Annotated in this window: 23 protein-coding genes; 4 read left to right on the forward strand and 19 right to left on the reverse strand. The window is 71.5% G+C overall.

Annotated elements, in window-relative coordinates; genetic code table 11:
• Positions 1 to 63: 63 nt before the first annotated feature.
• Together C3942_RS02145 and C3942_RS02150 are read right to left on the reverse strand one after the other, a co-directional pair.
• Positions 64 to 915, reverse strand: coding sequence for an SDR family NAD(P)-dependent oxidoreductase (locus C3942_RS02145; RefSeq protein ID WP_104228682.1), 852 nt, complete (start codon positions 913 to 915; stop codon positions 64 to 66).
• An 8-nt stretch (positions 916 to 923) separates the two neighbouring features.
• Positions 924 to 2,132, reverse strand: coding sequence for an acyl-CoA dehydrogenase family protein (locus C3942_RS02150; RefSeq protein ID WP_104228683.1), 1,209 nt, complete (start codon positions 2,130 to 2,132; stop codon positions 924 to 926).
• A 175-nt stretch (positions 2,133 to 2,307) separates the two neighbouring features.
• On the opposite strand from C3942_RS02150, the gene C3942_RS02155 reads away from it, so the two are divergent.
• Positions 2,308 to 4,401, forward strand: coding sequence for a putative bifunctional diguanylate cyclase/phosphodiesterase (locus tag C3942_RS02155; RefSeq protein ID WP_207765939.1), 2,094 nt, complete (start codon positions 2,308 to 2,310; stop codon positions 4,399 to 4,401).
• 337 nt (positions 4,402 to 4,738) lie between these two features.
• Here the strand turns inward: C3942_RS02155 and C3942_RS02160 are convergent, their stop codons facing one another.
• From C3942_RS02160 to C3942_RS02175, 4 genes are all read right to left on the reverse strand, one after another.
• Positions 4,739 to 5,806, reverse strand: coding sequence for an NADH:flavin oxidoreductase/NADH oxidase (locus tag C3942_RS02160; protein ID WP_104228685.1), 1,068 nt, complete (start codon positions 5,804 to 5,806; stop codon positions 4,739 to 4,741).
• 67 nt (positions 5,807 to 5,873) lie between these two features.
• Positions 5,874 to 6,440, reverse strand: coding sequence for an acyl carrier protein phosphodiesterase (locus C3942_RS02165; protein WP_104228686.1), 567 nt, complete (start codon positions 6,438 to 6,440; stop codon positions 5,874 to 5,876).
• 4 nt (positions 6,441 to 6,444) lie between these two features.
• Positions 6,445 to 6,726: a hypothetical protein gene (locus C3942_RS02170; protein WP_104228687.1), complete on the reverse strand. Its 282-nt coding sequence runs from the start codon at positions 6,724 to 6,726 to the stop codon at positions 6,445 to 6,447.
• Positions 6,727 to 6,733: 7 nt separating this feature from the next.
• On the reverse strand, positions 6,734 to 7,714 hold the full coding sequence (locus tag C3942_RS02175) for a hypothetical protein (protein WP_104228688.1): 981 nt from the start codon (positions 7,712 to 7,714) through the stop codon (positions 6,734 to 6,736).
• Between the two features lie 105 nt (positions 7,715 to 7,819).
• Here C3942_RS02175 and C3942_RS02180 point away from each other — a divergent pair, with 105 nt between their 5' ends.
• Positions 7,820 to 8,137, forward strand: a complete 318-nt coding sequence (locus tag C3942_RS02180) for a hypothetical protein (protein WP_104228689.1) — start codon at positions 7,820 to 7,822, stop codon at positions 8,135 to 8,137.
• Between the two features lie 10 nt (positions 8,138 to 8,147).
• On the opposite strand, the gene C3942_RS02185 is transcribed toward C3942_RS02180, so the two are convergent.
• Positions 8,148 to 9,125: an enoyl-CoA hydratase/isomerase family protein gene (locus C3942_RS02185; protein WP_104228997.1), complete on the reverse strand. Its 978-nt coding sequence runs from the start codon at positions 9,123 to 9,125 to the stop codon at positions 8,148 to 8,150.
• A 103-nt stretch (positions 9,126 to 9,228) separates the two neighbouring features.
• Here C3942_RS02185 and C3942_RS02190 point away from each other — a divergent pair, with 103 nt between their 5' ends.
• Both C3942_RS02190 and C3942_RS02195 read left to right on the forward strand, forming a co-directional pair.
• Complete coding sequence (locus C3942_RS02190) at positions 9,229 to 9,675, forward strand: VOC family protein (RefSeq protein WP_104228690.1); 447 nt, start codon at positions 9,229 to 9,231, stop codon at positions 9,673 to 9,675.
• A complete protein-coding gene (locus C3942_RS02195) occupies positions 9,672 to 10,070 on the forward strand; it encodes a cupin domain-containing protein (RefSeq protein WP_104228691.1) in 399 nt (132 codons plus the stop codon). The genes C3942_RS02190 and C3942_RS02195 overlap by 4 nt, the downstream gene beginning before the upstream one ends.
• Before the next feature lie 40 nt (positions 10,071 to 10,110).
• Here the strand turns inward: C3942_RS02195 and C3942_RS02200 are convergent, their stop codons facing one another.
• The 12 genes from C3942_RS02200 to C3942_RS22515 form a co-directional block, all read right to left on the reverse strand.
• Positions 10,111 to 10,656, reverse strand: coding sequence for a nuclear transport factor 2 family protein (locus tag C3942_RS02200; RefSeq protein ID WP_104228692.1), 546 nt, complete (start codon positions 10,654 to 10,656; stop codon positions 10,111 to 10,113).
• Positions 10,656 to 11,348 (reverse strand): SDR family NAD(P)-dependent oxidoreductase, encoded by a 693-nt coding sequence (locus C3942_RS02205; protein WP_104228693.1) that lies wholly within the window; start codon positions 11,346 to 11,348, stop codon positions 10,656 to 10,658. Before C3942_RS02205 ends, C3942_RS02200 begins: the two co-directional genes overlap by 1 nt.
• 143 nt (positions 11,349 to 11,491) lie before the next feature.
• A complete protein-coding gene (locus C3942_RS02210; protein ID WP_104228694.1) occupies positions 11,492 to 11,881 on the reverse strand; it encodes a hypothetical protein in 390 nt (129 codons plus the stop codon).
• Complete coding sequence (locus C3942_RS02215) at positions 11,878 to 12,216, reverse strand: heavy-metal-associated domain-containing protein (protein WP_104228695.1); 339 nt, start codon at positions 12,214 to 12,216, stop codon at positions 11,878 to 11,880. The genes C3942_RS02210 and C3942_RS02215 overlap by 4 nt, the downstream gene beginning before the upstream one ends.
• Before the next feature lie 10 nt (positions 12,217 to 12,226).
• Positions 12,227 to 12,889 (reverse strand): hypothetical protein, encoded by a 663-nt coding sequence (locus tag C3942_RS02220; RefSeq protein WP_104228696.1) that lies wholly within the window; start codon positions 12,887 to 12,889, stop codon positions 12,227 to 12,229.
• Positions 12,890 to 12,947: 58 nt separating this feature from the next.
• The gene (locus tag C3942_RS02225) at positions 12,948 to 13,295 is read right to left on the reverse strand and encodes a hypothetical protein (RefSeq protein WP_104228697.1); all 348 of its coding nucleotides are present in this window, start codon (positions 13,293 to 13,295) and stop codon (positions 12,948 to 12,950) included.
• Positions 13,296 to 13,328: 33 nt separating this feature from the next.
• A complete protein-coding gene (locus C3942_RS02230) occupies positions 13,329 to 15,497 on the reverse strand; it encodes a M66 family metalloprotease (RefSeq protein WP_104228698.1) in 2,169 nt (722 codons plus the stop codon).
• A 246-nt stretch (positions 15,498 to 15,743) separates the two neighbouring features.
• Complete coding sequence (locus C3942_RS02235) at positions 15,744 to 16,424, reverse strand: ion channel (protein ID WP_207765941.1); 681 nt, start codon at positions 16,422 to 16,424, stop codon at positions 15,744 to 15,746.
• On the reverse strand, positions 16,421 to 17,185 hold the full coding sequence (locus C3942_RS02240) for a metallophosphoesterase (RefSeq protein ID WP_104228700.1): 765 nt from the start codon (positions 17,183 to 17,185) through the stop codon (positions 16,421 to 16,423). The genes C3942_RS02235 and C3942_RS02240 overlap by 4 nt, the downstream gene beginning before the upstream one ends.
• A gap of 30 nt (positions 17,186 to 17,215) precedes the next feature.
• Positions 17,216 to 18,082 (reverse strand): alpha/beta fold hydrolase, encoded by an 867-nt coding sequence (locus C3942_RS02245; RefSeq protein ID WP_104228701.1) that lies wholly within the window; start codon positions 18,080 to 18,082, stop codon positions 17,216 to 17,218.
• 167 nt (positions 18,083 to 18,249) lie between these two features.
• The gene (locus C3942_RS02250; protein WP_207765942.1) at positions 18,250 to 21,615 is read right to left on the reverse strand and encodes a UvrD-helicase domain-containing protein; all 3,366 of its coding nucleotides are present in this window, start codon (positions 21,613 to 21,615) and stop codon (positions 18,250 to 18,252) included.
• Positions 21,615 to 24,344, reverse strand: coding sequence for a PD-(D/E)XK nuclease family protein (locus C3942_RS22515; protein WP_104228703.1), 2,730 nt, complete (start codon positions 24,342 to 24,344; stop codon positions 21,615 to 21,617). The genes C3942_RS02250 and C3942_RS22515 overlap by 1 nt, the downstream gene beginning before the upstream one ends.
• Between the last annotated feature and the right edge of the window lie 54 nt (positions 24,345 to 24,398).

Below are 24,398 nucleotides of genomic sequence, written 5' to 3' on the forward strand. Positions count from 1 at the left end.
TCGCATGATGTCCAGCGACTGGACGTACCCCGTCCGGATGAACTCCGCGTCAGCGGAGGGGGATCAGCGGTAGTACTCCGGGCGCCCGGCCGTCCAGAGTTCACCCCAGAGCTTGCCGCCGCCGTCCACGGTCAGGACCTCGCCGGTGATGAAGCTGCCCGAGGAGGCCGACAGATAGATGCAGGACTCGGCGATCTCCATCGGGGTGCCGGGCCGCTTGAGGGGATTGGCGAGGGGGAATTCCTTTTGTGCTTCAGGAGGATAGACCTCCAGCCCCTCGGTGGCCGTGAGGCCCGGCGCCACGCAGTTGACGCGGATGCCCAGGGGCGCCCACTCCACCGCGACGGTGCGCGAGGCGCCGATGATGCCGGCGCGGGCCGCCACGGTATGGGCCACGCCCGGCATGCCGCGCTCGGTCACCACCACGATGTTGACGATGGAGCCCGGGGTCTTCACGTCGCGCCAGTACTGCGCGGCGCGCTGCATCATGTACCAGCTGCCGTTGAGGTTGTTGTTGATCACCGCCGCCCAGCCCTTGGGGGCGTAGTCGATGGCGTTCTGCGGGAACTGGCCGCCGGCGTTGTTGACCACGTAGTCCAGGCGCCCGAACTCGGCATGGATGCGCTGGTACAGCGCGTCCACCTGCTCCGGCTCGCGCACGTTGGTGGGCACCACCAGCACGGTGCCGCCCTTGCCCCGTACGAAGGCGGCCACCTTCTCCAGTTTCTCGGCCGTGCGGCCGCAGATCACCAGGGTGGCGCCCAGCCGCGCGAACAGCAGCGCCACGGCGCGGCCGATGCCGCTGCCGCCGCCCGACACCAGGGCGACCTTGCCCTTGAACAGGTCGGGCCGGTAGACCGTCTCCGCGTTCCAGAGCGTCTCGGGATTGTTGAGGGCTTCGACGTCGGTGGACATGGCGGGGATCAGCTCTTGAGCAGTTCCTGGGCGATGATCATCTTGCGCACCTCGGTCGTGCCGGCGCCGATCTCCAGCAGCTTGATCGAACGGTACAGGCGGTTGATCTCGGATTCCCAGATGTAGCCGCTGCCGCCGTGGATCTGCACGGCGTGGTTCAGCACCTTGTTGAGGGTTTCGGCGGTGTACATCACGCCGGCCGCCGTCAGCTTGTGGATGTCGCCGCGGCCGCCCTCGCCCTCGTTCACCGTGTTGGCGGCGCGCAGCACCTGGTAGGTATACAGGCGCATCGACTCGACCCAGGTGTACATCTCGGCCAGCATCGACTGCACCATCTGGAAGTTGGAGATGGACTGGCCGAACTGCTTGCGCTGCCTGGCGTAGTCCAGCGACAGCGCCAGGGCGCGCTCGGCGATGCCGAGGTTGATCGGCGAGATCATCGCGCGCTCCAGGTCCAGGCCGGACATGACCACGCGCACGCCCTTGTTCTCCTCGCCCACCAGGTTGGCGGCCGGCACCTTGCACTCGTCGAACACCAGCTCGGCGGTCTGCGAGCCGCGGAAACCCATCTTGATCAGCTTCTGCGCGACCTTGAAGCCCGGGTAGTCCTTCTCGACGATGAAGGCCGAGACACCCTGGTTGCCCCTTTCCTTGTCGGTCTTGGCGTACACCAGCAGCACGTCGGCCACCGGGCCGTTGGTGATGTAGATCTTGCGGCCGTTGAGGACATAGAAGTCGCCCTCGCGGCGCGCGGTGGTGCGCATGGAGCCGATGGCGTCGGAACCGGCGCCCGGCTCGGTCAGGCCCAGGGCGCCGATCAGCTTGCCGCTGTTCAGGCCCGGCAGGTACTTCTGCTTCTGCGCCTCGCTGCCGTTGGCCAGGATGTTGTTCATGCACAGGTTCTCGTGCGCCACCCAGGCCAGGGCCAGGGCGTGGTTCCAGCGCGAGAAGCCCTGCAGGATCAGGCCGGAGGTGAACACGTCCATGCCCGAGCCGCCGTACTGCTCCGGGGCGGTGATGCCGAAGTACCCGGTCTGGCCGATCTTGGGGAAGATGTCGGCCGGCCACCATTCCTCGTCGTCCATGCGCTGGGCCAGGGGGTACAGCTCGTTCTGGCCGAAGCGGTCGGCCTGGGCCAGGATTTCCATCTCGTCGTGGGACAGGCCCGAAAAGGCCTGCAGGACGGAGGGACGGTCGGAAGAAGTGCTGTCTGCCATGGGGTTTCCGTAGTTCTGGTGAGTCTGACTTACCAGCCAGATTAGGGGGCCGGGGGCCGGGGGCGCTTCGCCCAATCGGGTGAGGCCACGGGGCAATGGCAGGGCTTGGCCCGTCTTTTGCTGTCCCTGGCTCATGCCTGAGTCGCAAAAGCGCAGCAAGGCCAATGAGGGCCGGATGCCGGGACTGGACGGGGTCAAGCAGCGGGAGAGGCTGCTCACCACCCTGCTGTCGAATGTCGACGGCATGATCTACCGCTGCCGCCACGACGAGCACTGGACCATGGAGTTCGTCAGCGAGGGCTGCCTGGCCCTGACCGGCTACCAGCCGCAGGACCTGGTGCTGAACCGGCGGCTGTCCTTCGAGCAGCTGATGCACCCCGAGGACCGCAGCCGCGTGCGGGCGCTGGTGGATGCCGCGCTGCGCGAACGCCGGCGCTACGAGGTGGAGTACCGCATCGCCCATGCCGACGGCGGCAGCCGCTGGGTCTGGGAGCGCGGGGCCGGCAACTTCGACGAGCAGGGCCGGGTGGAGTCGCTGGAAGGCATCATCCAGGACATCACCGAGCGCAAGCGCTCCGAGGAGTCCCTGGCGGAGGCCGAGCGGCGCTACCGCAGCATCTTCGAGAACGCCATCGAGGGCATCTTCCAGTCCACCCCGGACGCCGGCTACGTCACCGTCAACCCGGCGCTGGCCCGCATGTACGGCTACGACTCGCCGGAACAGCTGATCGGCCTGCTGCGCGACATCGACCGCCAGCTCTACGTGCAGCCGGGCCGGCGCGCCCAGTTCATGGCGGCGCTGGCCCGCGACGGCTCGGTAACCAATTTCGAATCCCAGGTCTACCGGCGCGACGGCAGCGTCATGTGGATCTCGGAGAACGCCCGCGAGGTCCGCGGCCCCGAAGGGCGGCTGCTGATGTACGAGGGGACGGTGGAGGCCATCACCGAGCGCAAGCTGCACGATGCCGCGATGCGCTACCAGGCGACCCACGACGCCCTCACCGGCCTGCCCAACCGGCTGCTCCTGCAGGAGCGCCTGCAGCAGGCGCTGGACGCGGCGCGGGAACAGGGCGGACAGGTGGCGGTGGCCTTCATCGACCTGGACCAGTTCAAGCTGATCAACGACAGCCTGGGCCACCACACCGGCGACGCGCTGCTGCGCACCATGGCGCAGCGCCTGCGCGCCTGCCTGCGCGACGGGGCCGTGGTGGCACGCCAGAGCGGCGACGAGTTCGTGGTGCTGATGACGCGCACCCACCGCGGCGCCATCGCCTATCTTGCCGGACTGATGCTGGATGCGCTGTCGCAGCCCTGCGTGATCGGCGGCCGCGAACTGCGCGTGACCTGCAGCATCGGCATCAGCCTCTTCCCGGGCGACGGCGAGGACGCGGCGGCCCTGCTGCGCAACGCCGACATGGCGATGTACCGGGCCAAGGAAGCCGGGCGCAACAACGTGCAGTACTACACCGCCGAGCTGCAGGCCGGCATCGCCGGCCGCCTGGAACTGCTGACGCGCCTGGGCCAGGCCGTCGAGCGCGGCGAGTTCCGCCTGCACTACCAGCCCAAGTTCGACCTGCGCAGCGGACGCATCACCGGCGCCGAGGCGCTGCTGCGCTGGGAGTCTCCGCAGGGCATGGTGATGCCGGAGACCTTCATCCCGCTGGCCGAGGAGACCGGGCTGATCCTGTCGATCGGCCATTGGGTGATGCGCACCGCCTGCCTGCACAACCGTGCCTGGCTCGACGCCGGCATCGGCCCGATCCCGGTGTCGGTCAACCTCTCACGGCGCCAGATCGTGCACGGAGACATCGCGGCCGGCGTCGCCGGCGTGCTGGCCGAGACCGGCCTGCCGGCGGAACTGCTGGAGCTGGAAGTCACCGAAAGCATGGTGCTGCCCGATGCGGAACAGGCCGCCGCGGTGATGCAGCGCCTGCGCGCGCTGGGCGTGCGCCTGTCGATGGACGACTTCGGCACCGGCTACTCCAGCCTGAGCCAGCTCAAGCGCTTCCCGGTGCAGTCGCTGAAGATCGACCGCTCCTTCCTGCGCGAAGTCACCACCGATCCCGACTCCGCCGCCATCGTCAAGGCGATCATCTCGCTGGGCCACAACCTCGACCTGCGGGTACTGGCCGAGGGCGTGGAGACCGCCGAGCAGCAGGCCTTCCTCGGCGCCAACGGCTGCGACGAACTGCAGGGCTTCTACCTGGCGCGGCCGATGCCGGCGGAACGCTTCGCCGAGCTGCTGCGCCACCAGGCGCTGGCGGCCTAGGGCCTGTTAACCCTACGGCCGTCGCTGCGATGCCACCAGATTTGCCGCCAGGCACGACGCGAGGAGGGCGTTGGGTGGGCCCCAATAACCGACGAGGCCATTGGCCCAGGCTGCGGAGCGACTCAATGTCGCTCCGCAGTAAGCCCGATGGCCCGCATGGCGGCAAATCTGGTGGCACCCGGAGGGCGGGACCGTTTTGGCGCAGGGCGTTGTCCCGCCCCGCTGATGTACGTCCAGTACACGGCGCGGGCCGGGACTGAGCCCTGCGCCAAAACGGTCTCCGTCGCAGCGACGGCCGTAGGGTTAACAGGCCCTAGGGGTCTTTCGCCCCCCGGCGCTACCAGGCGCGGCCGTACTGCTTCGGCGCCTCGATCTCGGCCTTCAGTGCCTTGGCGGCATGGTAGGGCCAGTAGGGATCGCGCAGCATCTGCCGCGCCAGCAGCACCAGGTCGGCGTCGCCGTTGTGGACGATCTGCTGGGCCTGCGCCGGATCGACGATGCCGCCGACCGCGGCGGTGGCGATGCCCGCCTCGCGCCGGATGCGCGCCGCGAAGGGCACCTGGAAGCCGGGCCCCACCGGGATGCGCACCGCCGTCGGCAGCGTGCCGCCCGAGGAGACGTCGATCAGGTCCACGCCCAGCGGCCCCACCCGCCGCGCCAGCTCCACGCTCTGCTCGATATCCCAGCCGCCGGACTCGGCCCAGTCGGTCGCGGAAATGCGCAGCAGCAGAGGCAGGCGCTCGGGCCAGACCTCGCGGACCGCCGCCACCACCTCGCGCAGCAGCCGCGTGCGCCCGTCGAAGCCGCCGCCCCAGGCATCGGCGCGGTGGTTGCTCAGCGGCGACAGGAACTCGTGCAGCAGGTAGCCGTGCGCGCCGTGGATCTCGACGACGCGGAAACCGGCGGCCAGGGCGCGCACCGCCGCCGCGCGGAACCCTTCGATCACCGCCCGGATACCCGCCTCGTCCAGCGCCTGCGGCGTCGGCGACTGCTCGTCGAAGGCCAGGGCGCTGGGCCCCACCACCGGCGCCCAGCCGCCCTGCTCCGGCGACAGCGGCCGGCCGCCAAGCCAGGGCTTGTCGGTGCTGGCCTTGCGCCCGGCGTGGGCCAGCTGGATCGCCGGCACGGCGCCGGCCTCGCCGATGAAACGCGTGATCGGGGCCCAGGCCTCGACGTGGGCGTCGCTCCAGATGCCGGCATCCACCGGCGAGATGCGTCCCTCCGGCAGGACCGCGGAGGCCTCGGCAATCACCAGTCCGGCACCGCCGATGGCGCGGCTGCCCAGGTGCACCAGGTGCCAGTGGGTCGGAGCACCGTCCTCGGCGGAGTACTGGCACATCGGCGACACGGCAATGCGATTGCGCAGCTCCACTTCGCGCAGGCGGAAGGATTCGAACAGCTTCACGGGTGATCTCCCTGGATACGGCAGCGACGATAGCAGGGACGTGGGTCGCCGCCTCCCCCGCAACGGACTATGCCTGGGCCGCGCGCAGGTCCTGCAGCAGCGACGGCAGCGTTTCGCGCAGCAGCGGCAGCCGTCCGCGCCAGCCCACGGCGGCCTCGATCAGGGGCTCGGGCCGGCGCAGGCGCTGGGCGGTGCGGCGGATCGCCCGGTCGATGCCCTGCGGCTCACCGTAGGACAGCAGGAGTTGCGCGAAGCTCTCTGCCCGCGGCGCCTGCCCGCCGGCCCGCAGGAACCATTCGCCGGCATCCGCCACGGCCTGCGCGCTGCGGCGGCAGAAGTCCGGCAGCGGCTCCTCGGCGTACCGCTCCCAGTCCAGCGCCAGCGCGTGGTCGCAGACCAGGTCCAGCAGGATGCCGGCATAGCGCCGAGCACCCTGCGGATAGTCGCTGCGCAGGGCCACGATCCCCGGATGGCTGTCGGTCAGCACGTCGATGCGCCGGTGCAGTCGGATCCCGGCGGCGACATCCTCCGGATAGGCCGAGAGATCGCGGCCATGGACGATGTCGCCGAGGATGGCCCCCGGCAACGAGGTGCCGCTGCGCTCGGCCAGCCAGAGATGGGCCAGGAAGTTCATGCGCTCAGTCGCTCCCGCCGCCGTCGCCGCCACCACTGTCGCCACTGCTGTCCGTGTCGCCGCCACCGCCTCCGGCCTCCCCCGGCGCTTCGGGATCGGCCGGGGAACGGCAACCGCCGTCGTAGTCGCGCGGCTCGTGGGGGTTGGCGTAGCTGTCGGCGGGACCGCTGGCGTAGCCGCGGTCCGCGTTCGCCGGCGCGGCGGCGCGCGCCCCTCCTCGTGACAGCAGCGACCGCAGCCAGAGGAAGACCAGGCCGACGACGAGCAGGAAGAACAGGAATTTCATGTGGGGCCTAGGCCAATGGCAATTCGCGCTGCGCCCGGCACCATTCGTCATGCAGCCGCTGCACCGCCAGGGCCTGCATGCAGCTGACACGGGTTTGCCCCAGGGCCTCGACGAAGCGACAGGCGGCATAGCCCTGTGCACGTTGCTCGTACTGCTGCACCCAGCGCTCCCGCTCGGGCAGGCGCTCCGGGTTCACCGGCCAGACACCGGGCCGCGGGCGCAGGTGTGCCGCGATCCCCACGCGCCAGGGCTTGGGGCTGACACGGGCCCGGAAACAGCGCTGGTTGACGCACATGCGGGCATAGAGCGCATCGACGCCCAGGGCCGCGAAGCACTCGGCCACGGCCGGCTCGCGCGCGTCGAAGGCACGATGCATGGCCAGCAGGCGCAGCCCCGCCGGGGTGCGGTAGAGGCGCAGGTGCCAGTCCGGATGACGCTGCAGGAAGGCATCGATCCGCCGGCGGGCGCGCGGCTCGGGTCCCCCGCCGAGACGGTCGCGCAGCCGGTGAAGCTGCCGCGCCAGCGCGTAGCCTCCCAGCAAGGCCAGCAAGGCCGCCAGCAGGCCATAGCCTGCCGAACCGGTGGCCCATCCCAGGAGCAACGCCAGCAGCAGCAGGACGCCGGTCACCGCGCCGATCGTCCGCAGGCCCGGCCCGGTGTCGAAGTCGATGTCGGCGAACAGCACGTCCGGCGTATTGAGGCAGCGGGCACCGTAGAGATTGCGGGTCACCACGGTGTCGCCGTGCCGGGAGAGAACCTCCTCGCGGATCGGCAGGCCATCGGCGCCGTTGTAGGACACCTTGGGCTCGCGCCGCGGCAGGCTCTCGCCGGCCGCGATGCGCGCGCAGGCCTGCCGCAGCCGCTCTTCGGCATGGGCCTGCGCCGCCTCCTGGCTGCTGTCCGACCAGCCGTAGCGGCGCAGCGTCACCTCCCGATTGCCGCTGCGCTGCTGCTGGCGGGCCTCGGCCCAGTAACTGGGAACGATCATGTCCTGACTCCTGGAGCGGCGAACCTGACGATCCCGGCAGGTTGCGGCCGTGACGATGATCGCAGATCGTTACGACCCAGCAAGGCCCTCCACCCGAGACCCCGCATGACATGCAAGAAGATGGCTCCCGCCGCCCTTTCGGCGCTCCTGTTCTGCTGCAGCGCCCTGGCCCAGGAGCCGACGCTCCTGCCCGCCGGCGGCTACCCGGCACATACCTGCAGCAAGCCGGAACTGCCGCAGATGCCGTCCGGCGTCGGCGGCAACTCGGAGGCCATGGCCTACAACGGCGAGGTCCGCATCTACAACCAGAAGGCGCAGGTCTACTCGAAATGCATCACCGACTACATGAACACCGGCAATGCCGACATGGCGCGCATCCAGGCCCGCATCAATGAGGCCGTGGCCGAAGCCAACGCCCGGTAGGGCCTAGGCCCTAGGCTTCGACCGCGTCCACCAGCCCCCAACCGCGGGCGGTGGCCGCGTCGATCCGCCGGCCGCCCAGCACCATCCAGGCGGTGCGCTGGCGGCCGATGCGACGGGGGATGCTGACGCAGCCGCCCGCGCCGGGAATCAGCCCGAATTGCAGTTCCGGCAGCTGGAACCAGGCGTCGGGAGCCGCTACCACACGGCTCGCGAACGCCGGGAACTCGATGCCGGACCCGATGCAGGCGCCGTGGAGCCGGGCCTCGGCACGCTCCGCGCAGGCGGCCAGCAGGCGGCCCGGCACGGTGAGGCTGCGCACGGCGTGCGCCGTGGCCGGGTCCGGCGCCGTGCCGAACTCGTCGAGTTCGCCGCCGGTGCTGAAGCACTTGCCAGCACCCTCGAGGCGGACACGGCGGATCGTGTCGTCGGCCAGCACCAGTTGCAGCGCCTCGACCAGAGCATCGCGCATTTCCACCGACATGCTGTTGCGCCGCAGCGGGCGGTTCAGCGTCAGGCGCAGGGCCTCGCCCGCCCGTTCCAGCAAGACCGCGGGGCCTCCCTCGCGCGGCGGCGGCGGCGGCAGCGGCCGCCCCTCCAGCCAGCGACGGAACTCCGCCCCGCCCTGCAGCGTGGCGTAGGCCAGCGATTCCATCGCCAGCGCATCCGGGACCGGCAGCGCTTCGGTGGCGCGCAGCAGTTGCACGAACACCGAGGCGGCGACGGGGCTGCGGCTCACGCCGGCCAGCAGGGCGGCGGCCTCGCGCTCGCTATCGACGAGCACATCGCAATCCGCCGCCAGCGGAGCGTCCGGGCGGCCGATGCCGATCACCGGGCAGGGGAGCCGCCGAAGCCAGCCGCCCAGGCCGCGTTCGGCCGCGGCGCCCAGCCCCAGCAGCAGGCAGGGCGCCTCCGACAGCGGCGAGTAGCCCGAGGCCTCCGGAGGCAGTGCCGCGAGCCCCTGCAGTTGCTCGACACCGACAAGTCTCATGCGCATCCCTGGCCGGCGGCCCGGAACTCCGGCGCGACAGCATCATCCATATGGGGAACAATGTGCAGGCTCATTGTTCCGAGTGTAGAACCGGAGCCCCCTGATGAAAACCGCGAATCCTCTCCCGGATCCCGGGCATGCCCTGACACCCCACCTGATCCTGCGCGACGCCGCGCGTGCCATCGACTGGTACGTCGCCGTGTTCGGCGCGGTGGAGGAGTTCCGACTCACCGAGCCCTCCGGCAAGGTCGGCCATGCGGAACTCAGGCTGGGGGGCGGCGGCCTGATGCTGGCCGACGAGTACCCGGAGCATGGCGCACTGGGCCCCCGCACCGTCGGCGGCACGCCCGTGCGGCTGCACCTCTACGTGGCCGACGTGGATGCCGGCGCCACCCTGCTGCGGCCGGTACAGGACGAGTTCTACGGCGACCGCTGCGGCATGCTGCAGGATCCCTTCGGCCACCAGTGGCAGCTGGCCTCGCGCCGCGAGGAGATCAGCCCCGAGCAGATGCAGCGGCGCTGGAGCGCGATGCTCCAGGGTGCGCAATGAGCGGCGCCGGGCCCTACGGCTTCGAAAGCGAATATCTCCATCTCGAAGACGGCGCCAGGGCATCGGTCATCCCGGTGACGGAGGATTTCTGGCCGAAGGTCATGGCCGGCCAGATGCCGCAACTGGACCAGGGCCGCTTGATGACCTGCTTCGGCTTCGACGCGGACTGGCCCACCTGGGAGCGCCACCCGGCCGGCGAGGAAGCGGTGATCCTGCTGTCCGGCTCGGCCAGACTGCTGCTGGAAACGCCCGGCGGCATCCAGTCGGTCGAGCTCACCGAACCCGGCAGCTACGTGCTGGTGCCGCGTGACACCTGGCACACGGCGAAGACACGCGTGCCGACGAAAATGCTGTTCATCACGCCGGGTGCGGGCACCGAGAACAGGCCCGTGTAACCGCCCTCGCGTCCCTCACCCGGCGGCAGGCGAGCCCCCGCTAGCGTTCCCCGCGCTTCAGCAGCGAGAAAAACGCGTAGGAGGGGTCCGCAGGCCCCGGTTCGCCGATGTAGGCGCCGTGCAGGAAGGGATGATCCAGGCGCACCTGCGTCGGGTGCGCCGGATAGCACCAGTCGGCGACGATGGCGCGGTGGCTGAACTTCCACAGGCCCGCGCGCTTCTCGTACTTGTCGAAATAGCGACCGCCGATCAGCACGTCGAACAGCTCGCCCTCGTGCTTCACCTGGTGGAAGGCCAGGATGTAGACCTCGCCTTCCGCGCGGTCGCCGTCCAGCTTCAGGTTCACGGTGGTCACGTTGTGGTGCAGGATCGCCATCGGCTTCTGGATCTCCGGAAGCTTGTCGATGAACTCCATGGCCGGGCCGCGCGCGAAATGGCCGTGGTCGTCGATCGCGTCCTCGTGGTACAGCGCACGCATCTTGGCGTGGTCGTGCCGGTCCGCCGCGTTGCAGTAGGCGTTGACCAGGTCGTGGATCGCCTGCTTGTCGAGCAGCTCGCGCAGCTGCGTTTCCAGGGATGCGTCCATCAGCTCAGCCCCACCACCGGCAGCGCCACGCCATGCAACGCCCGCGCCTCCTCGGAACAGAGGAACAGGATCACGCTGGCGAGGTCCTTCGGCGCCACCCACTTCGAGGGATCGGCGTCCGGCATCGCGGCGCGGTTGGGCGGCGTGTCGATGATGCTGGGCAGCACGCAGTTGACGTTGACGCCCTGCTCGCGCAGTTCCGCCGACATGGCCTCGGTCATGCGGATCACGGCGCTCTTGGAGACGCTGTAGGCGCCCATCAGCGCGGCGCCCTTCTGCCCCGCCCCGGCTCCGACATTGACGATGCTGCCGCGGCCCTGCGCGATCATGCCGGGCACCACCGCCTGCACCATGTTGAGCATCGTGACGGCGTTGATCTCCCACATCTTCTGCCAGTCGGCGGCCGGCGTCGCATGCACCGGCGTACCCATGGCGAAGCCCCCGGCGATGTTGCAGAGCGCGTCGATGCGGCCGGCCTGCCGCACCGCCTGCGCAGCGGAAGCGGAATCGGTCAGGTTGGCCGGCAGCAGCCGGCGCCGCGGATCGCTGCCCGGATACGCCCTTTGCAGGCCCTCCAGCTGCAGATCCACCAGGGCCAGCGTCGCGCCGGCCGAGTGGAAGGCCTCGGCCACGGCGCGGCCGAGGCTGCCCGCGGCGCCGGTGATCATCACGGTCTTGCCCTGCATGTCCATCTGCCGTCCCCCCTTGCGATGCGGGAACGCTAGCACGCCGGCGGCAGCGCAGACCCCTCTGTATGGGTGAAACGCCACCACGGGCGAGCCCAGGGGCCATGCCCCGTTCCCCGATCGCTGCGATCGGGGAACGGGTGACAGGCCTAGGCCAGGGCCGGCAGCAGGAAGGCGAAGACCGCGCCGACCGCGTAGATCGCCAGCGACAGCAGGTAGACGCCGAGGCCGACGCGGCGCGTGCGCTGGCAGGCCGCCGCCAGGCGCGGATCCGCCGGGCAGGGCGCGAAGCGGGCGCGGTACTGCAGCAGCCCAGCCACCCCGAGCATGCCGCCGGCCAGCCCGAACACCAGCCCCTTGTGGGCCGACATCCATACCAGCTGCGGAAAGGCGCTGACCAGCCCCGCCAGCGTGGCGCCCGCCCCCAGAGCCACCAGCAGCGCCGGCAGCGCGCAGCAGACCAGGGTGGAGCTGCTGGTGAAGACCGACAGCAGGGCGCTCCAGAGGCTGCCGCGCAGTTCTCCCGCGGCGCCGCTCATGGCGCCGCCTTCAGGCGGGCGCGCAGCGTGTCCAGCGTCTCGGCGCTGCGCTGGATGCCCTGCACGCTGTAGCCGGCTTCGGTCAACACTCCGCGCAGGGCTTCGTCGGACAGGTCCTGGCCCGGCTTCAACGCCACGGCGACGACACCCTTCTCCAGGTTCACCAGCACCTCCTGGGTCGCTTCCATCCTGCCGAGCTTCTTGGAGATGCCCTGTGCGCAGAATGCGCAGACCAAGCCATCCACCTTCATCTCGATGGTGCGCGGCGCGTCCTGCGCCAGGGCGGTGAAGCTCAGCAATGCCGCGACGAGCGCGGCGGCAAGGTAACGGATCATCGTCAAACTCCTAGAAATTGAACATGAACATGGTCTGCAGGGCGCCGTCCTGGGTGACGCCAGCCTCGACCCAGGCGGCACCCCAGCTGCCGTTGCGGAACAGGCGCAGCAGCGCCGCCGCCTCCACGCCCTCGTAGAGCCCGCCGGTGTAGTGGCGCCCCTGCAGCACGAACCAGGTCGCCAGGCGATCCCAGTCGTGCGCATAGGGCGCCCATCCCAACTGCACGGTATCGATGCGATGGGAGAAGGCCTGCCGGGCGTACTGCCAGTCGGTGCGCAGCGAGCTGTAGACCCGCAGCGTCTCGTAGTCGGCCTGCCCGCCGGCATTCCAGGCGGTGCGGGGCTCCTCGAAGCCGTCGCCGGCGGCGCGCCCCACCCCACCCCAGGCGAAGACGTTGGCCTGCGCGCGGGGCAGGTTCCAGCGCCGCAGCAGCAGGTTGCCGCGGACGTAGCTGATGTCGCGCGAGAAGGTTTCGTCCTCGTCGTCCAGCCGCAGATGGCCGGCTCCCGCGGACCAGCGGTAGCTGGGCGCGTAGAAGACCTGGAATTCCTGCATGGTGCCGGCCCCGTACTCGCCCATGACGGCGGTACCGCCCTGATAGGCAATGGGCTTGGCAAAAGCGGCGGCCGGCAGCAGGCAGGCCAGTACGCCGCAACAACGGATGAGGGACATGTGGTCCTCCACAAGAAAGCGAACGGGCGCGCACCGCCGGGGCGGTACGCGAGGGGCGTCAGCTCGCGGAGGAAGCGGGAGGTCTCAGCAGCGGCGAGGGATGTGCCGGCAGGGGCACCGGCGGCACGGCGGCGGCGGCGACGGGCGGCGACGGCATCTCGCCGGCCGCCGGCAGAACCGGCGCCAGCGCCCCGGTAGCCCCGAGGCAGGCCGGGCTGCAGCGGCAGTCCGGCTCGTCGTCGCAGCAGGGCATGCGGTCCGGCATGTCCGCGCCGTCGTGGCAGGGCATGGCGGATTCGTCCTGCGCCACGGCCGACGCCGCGGGCGGCGGCAGCGCCCAGGCCTGGGCCAGGCCCTGCAGCAGCAGGACCAGCACCAGCAGGACGGCGCGCAGCGGGCGTGTCATGACCACAGCATAGCCCCGGACCGGGCTCCAGGGTCAACGGCTGGCAAGCACCTTGGGCAGGGCCGGCAGGCCCTTCCAGACCTGTGGCGTGTCCAGCAGCTCGATGCTGGCGATGGCGCCATCGTCCGGCACGTTCACCGTCCAGCGCCGGAAACTGCTGCCGCTCAGGGGGTCCGAGGCCTCGGCCACCACCGGCTGCTGCTCGCCGTTCCAGGGGCGGAAGCCACCCTGCAGCGCGACGTGTCGCACCGTGCCGTTGGCGTAGCGCACGCGCAGCGTGTAATCGCAGCCGTAGGCCCGGCACCACCAATAGTAGGTGCCGGTATTGGGCAGGATGCTGTCGCGCTGCGCCTGCACGGTCGGATCGATCAGCCGGATGAGGTTGCCGGTGTAGCGGATCGGCGGATAGATCTGCGTGGCGCCGGCCGTGCCGGCATAGCTCATCGTCGCCACGATGGCGTAGACCGGCACGTTGGCCTGCAGCGGGGCATCGTCCTCGAAGCCCCAGATGCCGCCGCTGGCGACATTGACCGCGTCGGGAGCATCCACCCACTTGCGGTCGATGCCGTCCCAGCGCTTGTAGCCGCTGGGAAATCCGGCATCGCGCTGCCACTTGCCCCCGGAATACTTGCGCGCGGCGCCGTCGAGCGTGGTCGTGCCCTCGAAATAGCGCTGCATCACCGCCGTGCTGTAGTCGGAGAAGATCGTGAAGCGCTGCCCGCGGGCCTGGTCGCCGGCCCCGGACTGCATCGGGTCCTGCTTGATGCAGCGGTCCTGGGCATCCACGGCGCGGGGGTGGCCGCCGAAGGTGTGGCTGCGGCAACTGGCGTAGTTGCCGGAACTGGCCGGGACCAGGATGCTGCGGAACAGCCGGCGCACGCTGTCGTAGCCCCATGCCGAACCCTTGAGGCTGCCCCACTCGTAGGGATAGCTGCCGCCGTCGTAGCTGTCGCCCGCATGCGGCAGGCCGAAGGCATGTCCCTGCTCGTGGATGTAGATGCCGGCATAGGCCGTGTCGCCGGTTCCCACATTGCCGCCGCCGATACCGCCGCCGGCGCTCCTGAACTGGCCTGCGGCATTGCGCGCCAGCAGCGGCGCGTAGTACTGCACCGCCTGGTTGGCCTCGCCGTTGGCCGCGCGCAGGCCGCTCACGATGCCGTGCAGCGTGGACAGGCCGGCAAAGCCGTCCTTGTAGCTATCGGTGCTGGTGGCCACATAGGCCGCGCGGCGCACGCCGCCGCTGTCGTCCCGCGGCGGCACCACCAGGGAGGGCCACACCACCTTGCCGGCCGGATGATTTCCGACCTGCAGCGTCGCCACCGGCCAGACCGCGAACATGTCGTCGATGGCCTCGGCCGAAGGCGAACCCGCCGCCGCCAGGCTGACGTCGGACTCGCCGGCCCCGAACACGTAGAACGGCAGGATGCGCACGGTGAAATCGGGATCGGCGCCGACGGACACCTCGGTCCAGGCACTGGGGTTGGCGGCGGTGGCCGTCACCCGCAGGCGCAGCCCGGGGCGCAGCCAGGACGACGGCAGCATGGCGACATAGGCGGTGGAGGACCAGCGCAGGCTGCTGTCCTCGTTCGCTGGCAGCGCGGCATTGCCCTCCAGCGTCACGCTGCCCAGCGACGTACCCGCCGCCTCGCCTTGCAGCCTGAGACCGGAAAGCCCGCCGGGCGACAGATCCACCAGTGCCAGCGCGGCGCGGCCGCCGACCATGTGCAGTTCGGCATTGCCGCCGCTGGTGAGCGTCCATTGCCTGCCGGCGGCTGGGACCACATGCGTCTGCGCCAGCTTCCAGTTGCTGGCCGCGATGGTCGGGGTGGGCGCAACCGGATTGACCGTCACGCTGACCGTGTCGCTGGCCGTGCCCCCCTTGTCGTCGGTCACGGTGAGGCGGAATGCCAGCGTCTGCGCGCTGGAGACATCGGGAGCGGTGAAACTCGCGGACGCCGCCGAGGCATTGGCCATCGCCACCGTGGGACCCGAGGTCTGCTGCCAGGCATGGGAGGCGATACGGCCGTCGGCATCCGAGGAGGCCGCGCCGTCCAGGATGACGGACGTCAGCTCGTTGACCGACTGGTCGCTACCCGCCCGGGCGACCGGCGGTGTATTGCCGGAGGATGTTTCCGCCTGCTCCGATCCGCTTCCCCCGCCCCCGCCGCCGCAGGCCGCCAGCAAGCCCAGGGAACCCGCCACACACCACCGCTGCCACTGCCTCATCCGCCCGCATCCCTTCCAGTCTTCGCACTTTTTCGTGGAGGCTAGCCCGCAGAAGAAGGTAAGGGGGATTTTCGTGACCGGCGGCAGCGGCGGCGGGAGGACTGGCACGGCAGCCGGCCGCGCCGGTCGGGGACGGCCCGCAGGCGGGGGAGATTCCCCGACGGCCGCCAGGGGCTGTTATCGCTGCCGCGATCGCTGCGATTGCGGCAGCGTTACCAGGCCCTAGGAGTCCCTGCCCTGCCGCAGGATCGTCAGCCCGATCAGCCGCGACACCACCACGGCGACATAGCCCACGCCCGCGAACTGCTCCAGCATCACCAGCACGCGCGCCTCGGAGCGCAGCGGCAGCACGTCGCCCAGGCCCACGGCGGCCAGGTTGGTGAAGCTCAGGAACAGCAGCTCCAGCCAGGTCCGCGCGCGCTCGGGCTCCACCGCGCCGCTGAAGCTGCCGGGATACCAGACCTGGCAGACCACGAACAGGTAGGCGAAGCCCCAGGCCAGCAGGGTGAAGGTGGCGCCCGCCGCGAACAGTTCGTCCGCGGTGACGCGGTTGTCGTTCATCATGTAGAGGATCAGCGCGCCCGCGGCATAGAAGTACAGCAGGGCCTCCAGCAGCGAGGCCGTCACCAGCAGGGCCTGGTTCCTGAACACGGCGGCGGATACGGCGCAGAGCAGCGCCGGGATCGCCAGCGACCAGGCCACCCAGTTCACCGCCGGACTGCGGTTGACCACCCAGACCGCCAGCACCAGCGCCGTCGCGCCGAAGGCACCGAATACCAGCCGCCCGCCGGGCAGGCCGTCGAACAGCGGGTACACCATCAGGCTCAGCAGCTGCACCGCCAGCAGGAAGGCCGAGGGATGGCGGCGCGCGATGCGGCTCCAGGCGGCGGTGTTCATCGTCATGCGACCTCCACGACCTTGTGCGGGTCGAAGCGGCGGTTCTCATTGACCTCGCCCTTGGCGTAGCCGCGCGGATTGCAGACCACGCGCGTGCCGTTCACCTCGTAGTCGAAGCTGTCGTGCGTGTGCCCATGGATCCATAGCGCCACGCGCTGGCGCCCCATCAGGGCTTCCAGGTCGGTGACGAAGCCGGCGTTGATCGGCGAGCCGGCGAAACGCGCGGCGATGCTCCGGGCCGACGGCGCGTGGTGGGTGATCACCACCGTGGGACCGTCGTGCAGCTCATCCAGGCGTGCGCGCAGCCAGGCCAGGTAGCCGGCATGCAGCCCGGCGGAGGAGTCCGGGGTCAGCAGCTCCTCCCCGTCCTCGCGCAGGCGGATGCGCGCGAAATCGCGCATGAAGCGCAGGGCCCCCTGCAGGGCCTGATCATGACGCTCGGCATCCGGGAACAGGCGGAAGTCGGTCCACAGCGTCGCCCCCAGGAAGCGCACGCCGCCGATCACGCAGGCCTCGCGGTCCAGCAGCGTCACGCCGGCGCGGGCACAGGCGGCGCGCAGCTGCGCCAGCGTGCCGTCGATGCTGCCGCCGTAGAACTCGTGGTTGCCCGGCACGTAGATCACCGGCTTGCCGAAGCCGCCGGCCCACTGCGCCGCGTCCTCGGGACGCGAGATGTCGCCGGCCAGGATCACCACGTCGGCGTCCGCCCGCGGACGCTCCATCGGGCAGACGCTCAGGTGCAGGTCGGAGAGGATGTGCAGCTTCATGCCCGCCCTCCGCGCAACTGCCGGGCCGGATCAGCCGCGCTTGAAGAATTCGATCAGCAGGTCGGCAAAAGCCTGCGGCTGCTCGCAATGCATGAAATGCCCGCAGCCCGCCATCTCGATGCGCTCGTAGCCGGCGGAGAACAGGTGGTCCTGCCCCAGGAACATCTCGCGGCCGATGCAACCGTCGTTCTCGCCGACGATGACACGCGTGGGCACCGCGATCGGCTTCATCAGGGTCTGCCAGCTCTCGCCCATCAGCAGGCCGCGCGGCATGGCGCGGTAGTACCCGAGCGCGGCGCGCAAACGCTCCGGCTCGCTGAACAGGGCGCGCAGCGGCTCGAACTCGGCGTCGGTGAAGTTCCAGTCCGGCGACCACTCGTGGATCAGCGCGCGCAGCCAGGCGAAGTCCTGCGCGCGGATGCGCCGCTCGGGAATCAGCGGCAACTGGAAGAAACCCATGTAGCGCGAGCGCTTGAGCTGGCGCAGCGCGGGGCGCAGCAGGAAGCGGCGCAGGTGCGGCACCGCGGCGGTGGCGATGCGGTGGATGCGGTCCGGGCGCAGCGCGGCTGCGGTATAGGCCGCGGCGGCGCCCCAGTCGTGGCCCACGACATGGGCCTTGTCGACCCCGAAGTGATCGATCAGCGCGATCACGTCGCGGCCCAGCGTAGTGATGCGGTAGTCGCCGTCCGCCGGCAGCGCGGTGGGCGCGTAGCCGCGCATGAACACCGCCGCGGCGCGGAAGCCGGCCTGCGCCAGCGACTTCACCACCGGCTCGAAACTCCAGGCGGTGTCGGGGAACCCGTGGAAGCACAGCACCAGCGGACCTTCGCCGGCTTCGAGGTAGGCGAATTCCAGTCCGTTGGCGCGAATCCAGCGGGGCGAGAGCTTGTCAGTCATTGGAGCGTGCTCTGTAGGAGATCGCAGATTAAACAGCTTGACGCGCTGCGAACAAGGTTGCGCGCGAGGGGAAAATGTGTCGCCGCCGCCCGTGCCGTCACGGACTTGCCATCATCCAGGGCAGCGATCGGCGCGCAGGCGGAAAGATCGGCGCAGATCGCGACAGATCACGGCAACTCGATCCAGCGATGCGCCGGATCCGCCAGCAGCGGCAGGTACAATGCCAGGCGCGCCCTGCCACCCTCCAAGCCGCGCAGCGCGCTGCGATAGCCTTCGAGCTGGCCGCGATAGCGCTCCAGCTCGGCGGCGAGGAAGGCCTCGGCCCGGCCGCCTTCGTGCATGCTGGTCTTGAAGTCCACGACCCAGCGCTGGCCATCGCCATCGACGAAGCTGCGGTCCAGCTTGAGGCGGCGCGGCTGGCCCTCGACCAGCGCGGTCAGCTCCCACTCGCTGCGCGCCTGCGCATGCGCCTGCAGCAGCCAGCGGCCGCGCGGGTCCTGCAGCGTCGCCGTCAGCGCCAGCTGCACGCGCTGGCGCGCCGCTTCGCAGCGCGCCGCGGGAACGCCCTCGGCCGACAGCATCTCGTCCAGTGCCTCATCCAGGGCGGCAACCCGCTCCGCGTCCCAGCGCTCCAGCCCCTCTCGCGCAATCTGCTGCATCCAGCGGTGATAGGCCACGCCGACCGCCCGCGCCGCCTCGCCGGCCCAGTCGAAGGGAATCGGATCCGATGCTGCCGCGGCGGCGGGCAGTTCCGGCCCCGGCGGCAGCGGCGGCGCCTGCCAGCCGGCCGCAAGGCGATGCATCGGCGGCGGACGCCGCGCCGCCTCGGCCTGCGGCGCGGCATCCGCGGCGATGGGCGCGGCGAAGTCCTGCGCCACCGCCGGCCACAGCCGCGCCAGCAGGCTGCGGCCCGGCGGCTGCGGCGCCTTGTCGTCCTCGCCGGCTTCCAGTGCTCCGACCAGGTGCAGCGAGCGGCGCGCGCGCGTAGCCGCCACGTACAGCAGGCGCGCGTCCTCGTGCAGCTGCTTCTCGGCCTGCAGGCCGAGCACGAATTCGAAGATCGGGTCTTCCTCGTCGCCGCTGGCATGCAGCGGCGCCAGCAGCAGGCGCTCGCCGCCGTCGCGGCCGCGGCGCGTGGCCCAGGCCACCAGAGGACGGGTGTCGCTGCGCGTGCCCCGGCCCAGCCCAGGCACGATCACCACGTCGAACTCCAGGCCCTTGGACTTGTGGATGGTCATCAGGCTCAGGGTTTCGCCGGCCTCGGCATCGGCGCTGGCCTTCAGCTCCGACAGCGCCAGGTCCAGTGCCTCCAGGTCGGGCAGTTCGGGCCCGCGTGCCAGATCGTCCAGCCGCGCGAAGAACACCTGCGCGTCGGCCAGGTCGCGCGCCTGGCTGGCACAGGCCGGCCCGCCCAGCGCCAGCCAGGCGCCCTCGATCCAGCGGCGCAACGGCTTGCGCCCCTGCTGCGCCAGCGCCGCTTCCAGCACCGCCATGCAACGCGCCAGCCGCTGGCGGCCGTCGGGGGACAGGCGCGCCAGGCGTGCCGGATCGCGCAGGCCCGTCAGCAGCGGCGAGTCCGGATGCAATCCCTCGGCCAGCGGCAGCAGGTCGGCCAGCGTCAGGCCGCAGCAGGGCGACCGCAGCAGCGCCAGCCAGGCAACGCGATCCGCCGGATGCAGCAGCGCACGCGTCAGGCTGCGCAGGTCCTCGATCGCCGGACGCGTCGCCAGGCCCTCGATGTCCACCGCGCGGTAGGCCAGGCCGGCCTCGCGCAAGGCCGGCGCGATCGCCTCCAGGTGGCCGCGGCTGCGTACCAGCACGGCGATGCTGGCGCCGGGATCGGCGGCCTGCGCGGAGCGCACCAGTTCCACCACCCGCCCCGCCTCCGCCCCGGGCTGCGTATCACCCAGTGCGTGGACCGCCACCGCCGGCTGCGTCGCCGCCGGCCGCGTCGCCACCGCCAGCGCATGCCGCGCCGCGCCGCGCTCGCGGTCCTCCTGCGCCGGCAGCACCCGGGCGAAAGCCTGGTTGACCCAATCCACCACGCCGGCCTCGGAGCGGAAATTGCAGCACAGCTGCAGTGCCTCGAGCCGCAGGTTGCCGATGCCCTCGTTGCGCGCATCCATGAACAGGCCGACGTCGGCGTTGCGGAAGCGGTAGATGCTCTGCATGGGGTCGCCCACCACGAACAGCGTGCGGCCGTCGCCGGCCTGCCAGCCGGCGGTGAGCCGCGCCAGCAGCTGCCACTGCAGCGCCGAAGTGTCCTGGAACTCGTCGACCAGCAGGTGGCGGATGCGGTAGTCCATGCGCAGCGCCAGGTCGCTCGGTCCATCGGCCCCGCCCAGGGCGGCCACGGCCTGGCTCGCCACCTCGGTGAAATCGACCTCGCCGCGCGCCATGAACACCAGGCGCAGCTGCGCGGCGGCCAGCCGCAGCGTGTCGAGCAGCGCTTGCAGGATTTCCCACTGCGCATCGCTGTAGGCCGGCGGCGGCAGCATCCGAAGCTGCGACAGGCGTTCGCGCAGGCCGGGAATCTCCGACAGCGCGGCGATCAGGTCCAGGTGCGCCTGGCGCGGCGGATCGCGCTCCGCCTTCTCTGCCTTGCTCTTGCCGGCGGGAAAGCCGTTGGTGGCATTGACCACCCTGCGCCAGTCGCCGTCGCGCTTCAGCACCAGGTCCGCCAGCACCTGCCAGGACGCCAGCCCCCCCGCGTCGCAGCGTGGCCACTGGCCGTCGCGCAGCGCGTGCAGGGCCAGCTCCGGCTGCGCGGCGTAGAGATTCGACGAGGCATAGGCCGCCGAGTCCAGCCAGGCGACGCGCAGCGGCCGCGGCAGCAGGGCCTCCACCTCCGCCAGGCTGCCGGCGACGAATTCCGCCAGCGCCGACTCCAGCACCGCGCGCGTGCGCTCGGCACGGTCGTCGGCCAGCGTGTAGGCGATCCACTGGTCGCGGCGCCCCAGCAGCAGCACCAGCTGCGCCTCCAGCAGTGCCGTGCGGTTGTCGAAGTGCGCCAGCACCCGCGCCACCGGCGCCGCCAGCGCCGGCGAGCTCTCGATCAGCTCGAGGGTGGCGCGCGCCGCCTCGCGATAGGCCAGCTGCGGATGCTCCGCCACCTGCACCCGTCCGCCGAAGCCGGCCGTCAGCGGCGCCTGCTGCGTGACCTGCGCGCAGAGCGCGTCGATGGTCAGGATGCGCAGGCGCTGCGGGTTGTCCTGCAGGCCCCAGCCGCGCTCCTGGGAGCGCGCCAGCGCCGCGCGGGCCAGGCGCCAGGTCTGCCGGCGATGCTCGTCGGCCGGCTCGCCGCCGGCCTGGGCCTGCTGCACGGCGGCGAACACGCGGTGGCGCATCTCCGCCGCCGCCTTGCGCGTGAAGGTGATCGCCACCACCTCCTCGGGCTCGGCGACGCCGGCCAGCAGCGCCAGCACGCGCTGCGTCAGCAGCTCGGTCTTGCCCGAGCCGGCAGGCGCCTGGACGATGAAGCTGGCCTCGGGGTCGAGCGCGCGCTCGCGCTCCTGGCGGTCGGCGATATCCACTATGGGTCGTCCTCCGCCACTTCCGCCACGCTCTCGCGCACGCGGCACAGCGCGTGCAGGTCGCAGTCGCGGCAGGTCTGGCGCGGATGCTTGGGCAGCACCGCCGCCCAGCCCTCGCGCACCTCGCCGGCCACCGTATGCAGCTGGCCGCGCCAGCGGCCCAGCAGCGCGCTCCAGCCCTGTGCATCGGCGGTCTGCTTCACGCTGTCCCATGCGGCAATGCCGGGAGCGATCTCCGCGGCGGCGGCGATGCCCTCGAAGCCGACGGCGCCGGCCACCAGCCGGCCATAGGCGATGGCCTGCACGCCGCCGCCGGTGAGCGCATAGATCAGCAGCTGCGGCTCCTCGGGGCGGTCGTCCATCCAGGGCGCCTTGCGCCGCCCGCCGCTCTTGTAGTCCAGCACCAGCCGCCCGCCATCCTGCAGCTCGTCCACCCGGTCGCGCCGCAGGCGCAGGCGCAGTCCCTCGAAATCGACCTCGCTGTCATCGCCCTGCTCCATCTCCGGCGGCCGGCCCTCGAGCTCGATCACGCGGAACGGCAGGCGCAGCTTCTCCTGTTCCAGCCAGGCTGCCACCAGGCGCCGCAGGCGCACGTCCTCCAGGCGGCGCATGCCCGGGCGGAGGCGCTGCGGGGCCTCGCGCAGCAGGCGCGTCAGCGCGGCATCCACCGCCGCGCCGATCCGTTCCTCCAGTTGCGCCGGGGCCAGATCCAGCAGGCCGCGCTGGTCACGCAGTTCGCGCCACAGGGCCTCGAGCACGCGGTGCACGAGGTTGCCGCGGTCGGCGGCACTGATGCCCGGCCGCGGCACCTCCAGGCGCTGCGCGCCGAGGCGATGGGTGGCGAAGCCGCGGAAGGGGCACAGCGCCTGGTCGCCGACCAGGCGCACGCCGCCCTGCACGCGGCCGTCCTGCGGCAGCGGCGGCGCCTGGGCATCCAGCAGCGATTCCAGCGCCTGCCGCGGCTGCGCCTGCCAGGCGCGCGGCAGGGCCTGTGGCGGCAGCATCCCGGCCTGCGCCAGCCAGGGCGCCAGCAGCGGGCTGGGCGACAGGGGACGGTCCTGTTCCTGGCGCGGCCAGGACATCACCACCTCCGGCGCCGCCGCCAGCCACCGCGCCGTCAGGCGCCGCGCGTAATCCAGCTCCTGCGCCGCGGAGGCATGGGGCAGGCCGCGCTCGCGCTGCAGCGGGTAGGGAATGAAGGGATGCGGCCGTACCGCGGCCGGCCAGTGTTCATCGTCGAAGCCCGCGATCCACAGCGCGTCGAACTCCAGGCCCTCGGCCTCCAGCGCGCCCATCACCTGCACGCCCGTAGCCAGGGACTGCGGCTGGAACAGCGTCTGCTCGGCGATCTCGCGCAGCTGCGCGACGGCGGCCGACCAGGGAACCCGGCCCAGCAGCGGCTCCAGGCGGCCCAGTTCGGCCAGGCAGCCTCCCCAGGCCTGGTGGGCCTGGTACTCCTCGCTGTCGAGCGGGCGGGCTCCCGGCCAGCCCGCGGCCTGCAGCACGCCGCCGATGATCTCCACCCACTCCCCCGCCAGCGCCCGGCGCTGCGGCTGGCGCTGCGCCATCAGCGCCTCGCAGCGGGCGCGCAGGGCTTCGGAGCGCGCATGATGGCGCAGCGACTCCAGGCTGACCTCCGTATGCCCCTCACGCCGCAGTCGCGCATCGACCGCGGCGCGCTGCAGGCGCTCGTCCTCGCCGCCGCCCCAGGCCGGCGAGCACAGCAGCGCCGTGGCATCGGCGTAGGGCAAGGGCTCGTGCAGCCAGCGCAGCAGGCGCAGCGCCGTCTGCGGCAGCGCCGTGGCCGCCAGCGGCTCGCCCAGCGTCAGGTTGTAGGGACGCGCCAGGCTGTGCGCATCCACCGCGTCCGCCTGCGGGCAGAGCTGCTCGTCGAACAGGCGCTGCACGGCGCCGCGGCGGCTGCCGATGTCCGGCACGATCACGCCGATGCGCTGCAGCGGCTGTTCGCGCAGGCGCGTCGCGGCCCAGGCCGCAGCGGCGCGCAGCTCCTGCTCGGCGTCGGCAGCGGCCACCAGCCGCACCGCCGCCTCGCGCTGCGGCGGCTGCAGCTCGGACACCACGCTGCCCGCGGCCCGCAGCGCCGCGACCAGCCGGCGCAGCGAGGGCGTGTGCTCATGGAAGCCCGCCAGCACCAGCTCGGCCGGCACCGGCACGCGCCGCTCCGCGATGGCGCGCAGCAGGGCGGCCCGCCAGCCCTGCGCATCGACGCGGCCCAGGGCCTGGCAGCGCTTGCGGTACTGCAGCGCCCAGTGGTTGAAGCGCTCCACGTCCGGCGTCGTCGCAGGCAGGGGCAGCGGCAGGTCGTACTCGTGGACCAGGTCCCAGGCCTCCGCCGCCAGTTGCGCCGCCTCGGCCTCGCGCAGCAGCGGCTGCTCCTGGCGGGTCTCGTCGATGGTCAGGCGCCACAGCAACCGCCGCTGCTGCGGGCGCAGGGGCGCCGGCAGCGGCGTCCCGTCGCGGCGCAGGTCCAGCCGCACCGCCTCGGCCGCGGACTGCAGGAAGGCCTCCAGCGTCAGGATGGCCGGCGTTTCCCAGGCCGAGAGGCCCTGGGCCTGCGCCGCGCGCGCATGCGCCTCGAACAGGTGCTGCGCCAGGCGGCTGCTGACGCAGACCAGCGCCGGCCCCGGGGCCTGCAGCATGCGCGCGAACAGCGCCGCCGCGTCGAGGCGCGGCAGGGCGTCCGGATGGTCGGGGCCGGGAGCGGTCATGGGTGGCCGAAGTATGCCTGTGGCGCGCAAACGAAAAAGCCCGCGAATGCGGGC

Source organism: Solimonas fluminis (genome assembly GCF_002930645.1).
Classification (GTDB): Bacteria; Pseudomonadota; Gammaproteobacteria; order Nevskiales; family Nevskiaceae; genus Solimonas_A; species Solimonas_A fluminis.

What these genes read in the sequence shown, in the direction of transcription:
- C3942_RS02235 (WP_207765941.1), bottom strand. Translation starts at nt 16,424, where the DNA reads ATGACGATGAACACCGCCGCCTGGAGCCGCATCGCGCGCCGCCATCCC.
- C3942_RS02155 (WP_207765939.1), top strand. Translation starts at nt 2,308, where the DNA reads ATGCCGGGACTGGACGGGGTCAAGCAGCGGGAGAGGCTGCTCACCACC.
- C3942_RS02220 (WP_104228696.1), bottom strand. Translation starts at nt 12,889, where the DNA reads ATGTCCCTCATCCGTTGTTGCGGCGTACTGGCCTGCCTGCTGCCGGCC.
- C3942_RS02240 (WP_104228700.1), bottom strand. Translation starts at nt 17,185, where the DNA reads ATGAAGCTGCACATCCTCTCCGACCTGCACCTGAGCGTCTGCCCGATG.
- C3942_RS02210 (WP_104228694.1), bottom strand. Translation starts at nt 11,881, where the DNA reads ATGAGCGGCGCCGCGGGAGAACTGCGCGGCAGCCTCTGGAGCGCCCTG.
- C3942_RS02145 (WP_104228682.1), bottom strand. Translation starts at nt 915, where the DNA reads ATGTCCACCGACGTCGAAGCCCTCAACAATCCCGAGACGCTCTGGAAC.
- C3942_RS02215 (WP_104228695.1), bottom strand. Translation starts at nt 12,216, where the DNA reads ATGATCCGTTACCTTGCCGCCGCGCTCGTCGCGGCATTGCTGAGCTTC.
- C3942_RS02245 (WP_104228701.1), bottom strand. Translation starts at nt 18,082, where the DNA reads ATGACTGACAAGCTCTCGCCCCGCTGGATTCGCGCCAACGGACTGGAA.
- C3942_RS02200 (WP_104228692.1), bottom strand. Translation starts at nt 10,656, where the DNA reads ATGGACGCATCCCTGGAAACGCAGCTGCGCGAGCTGCTCGACAAGCAG.
- C3942_RS22515 (WP_104228703.1), bottom strand. Translation starts at nt 24,344, where the DNA reads ATGACCGCTCCCGGCCCCGACCATCCGGACGCCCTGCCGCGCCTCGAC.
- C3942_RS02170 (WP_104228687.1), bottom strand. Translation starts at nt 6,726, where the DNA reads ATGAAATTCCTGTTCTTCCTGCTCGTCGTCGGCCTGGTCTTCCTCTGG.
- C3942_RS02190 (WP_104228690.1), top strand. Translation starts at nt 9,229, where the DNA reads ATGAAAACCGCGAATCCTCTCCCGGATCCCGGGCATGCCCTGACACCC.
- C3942_RS02175 (WP_104228688.1), bottom strand. Translation starts at nt 7,714, where the DNA reads ATGATCGTTCCCAGTTACTGGGCCGAGGCCCGCCAGCAGCAGCGCAGC.
- C3942_RS02195 (WP_104228691.1), top strand. Translation starts at nt 9,672, where the DNA reads ATGAGCGGCGCCGGGCCCTACGGCTTCGAAAGCGAATATCTCCATCTC.
- C3942_RS02180 (WP_104228689.1), top strand. Translation starts at nt 7,820, where the DNA reads ATGACATGCAAGAAGATGGCTCCCGCCGCCCTTTCGGCGCTCCTGTTC.
- C3942_RS02205 (WP_104228693.1), bottom strand. Translation starts at nt 11,348, where the DNA reads ATGGACATGCAGGGCAAGACCGTGATGATCACCGGCGCCGCGGGCAGC.
- C3942_RS02165 (WP_104228686.1), bottom strand. Translation starts at nt 6,440, where the DNA reads ATGAACTTCCTGGCCCATCTCTGGCTGGCCGAGCGCAGCGGCACCTCG.
- C3942_RS02225 (WP_104228697.1), bottom strand. Translation starts at nt 13,295, where the DNA reads ATGACACGCCCGCTGCGCGCCGTCCTGCTGGTGCTGGTCCTGCTGCTG.
- C3942_RS02150 (WP_104228683.1), bottom strand. Translation starts at nt 2,132, where the DNA reads ATGGCAGACAGCACTTCTTCCGACCGTCCCTCCGTCCTGCAGGCCTTT.
- C3942_RS02185 (WP_104228997.1), bottom strand. Translation starts at nt 9,125, where the DNA reads ATGAGACTTGTCGGTGTCGAGCAACTGCAGGGGCTCGCGGCACTGCCT.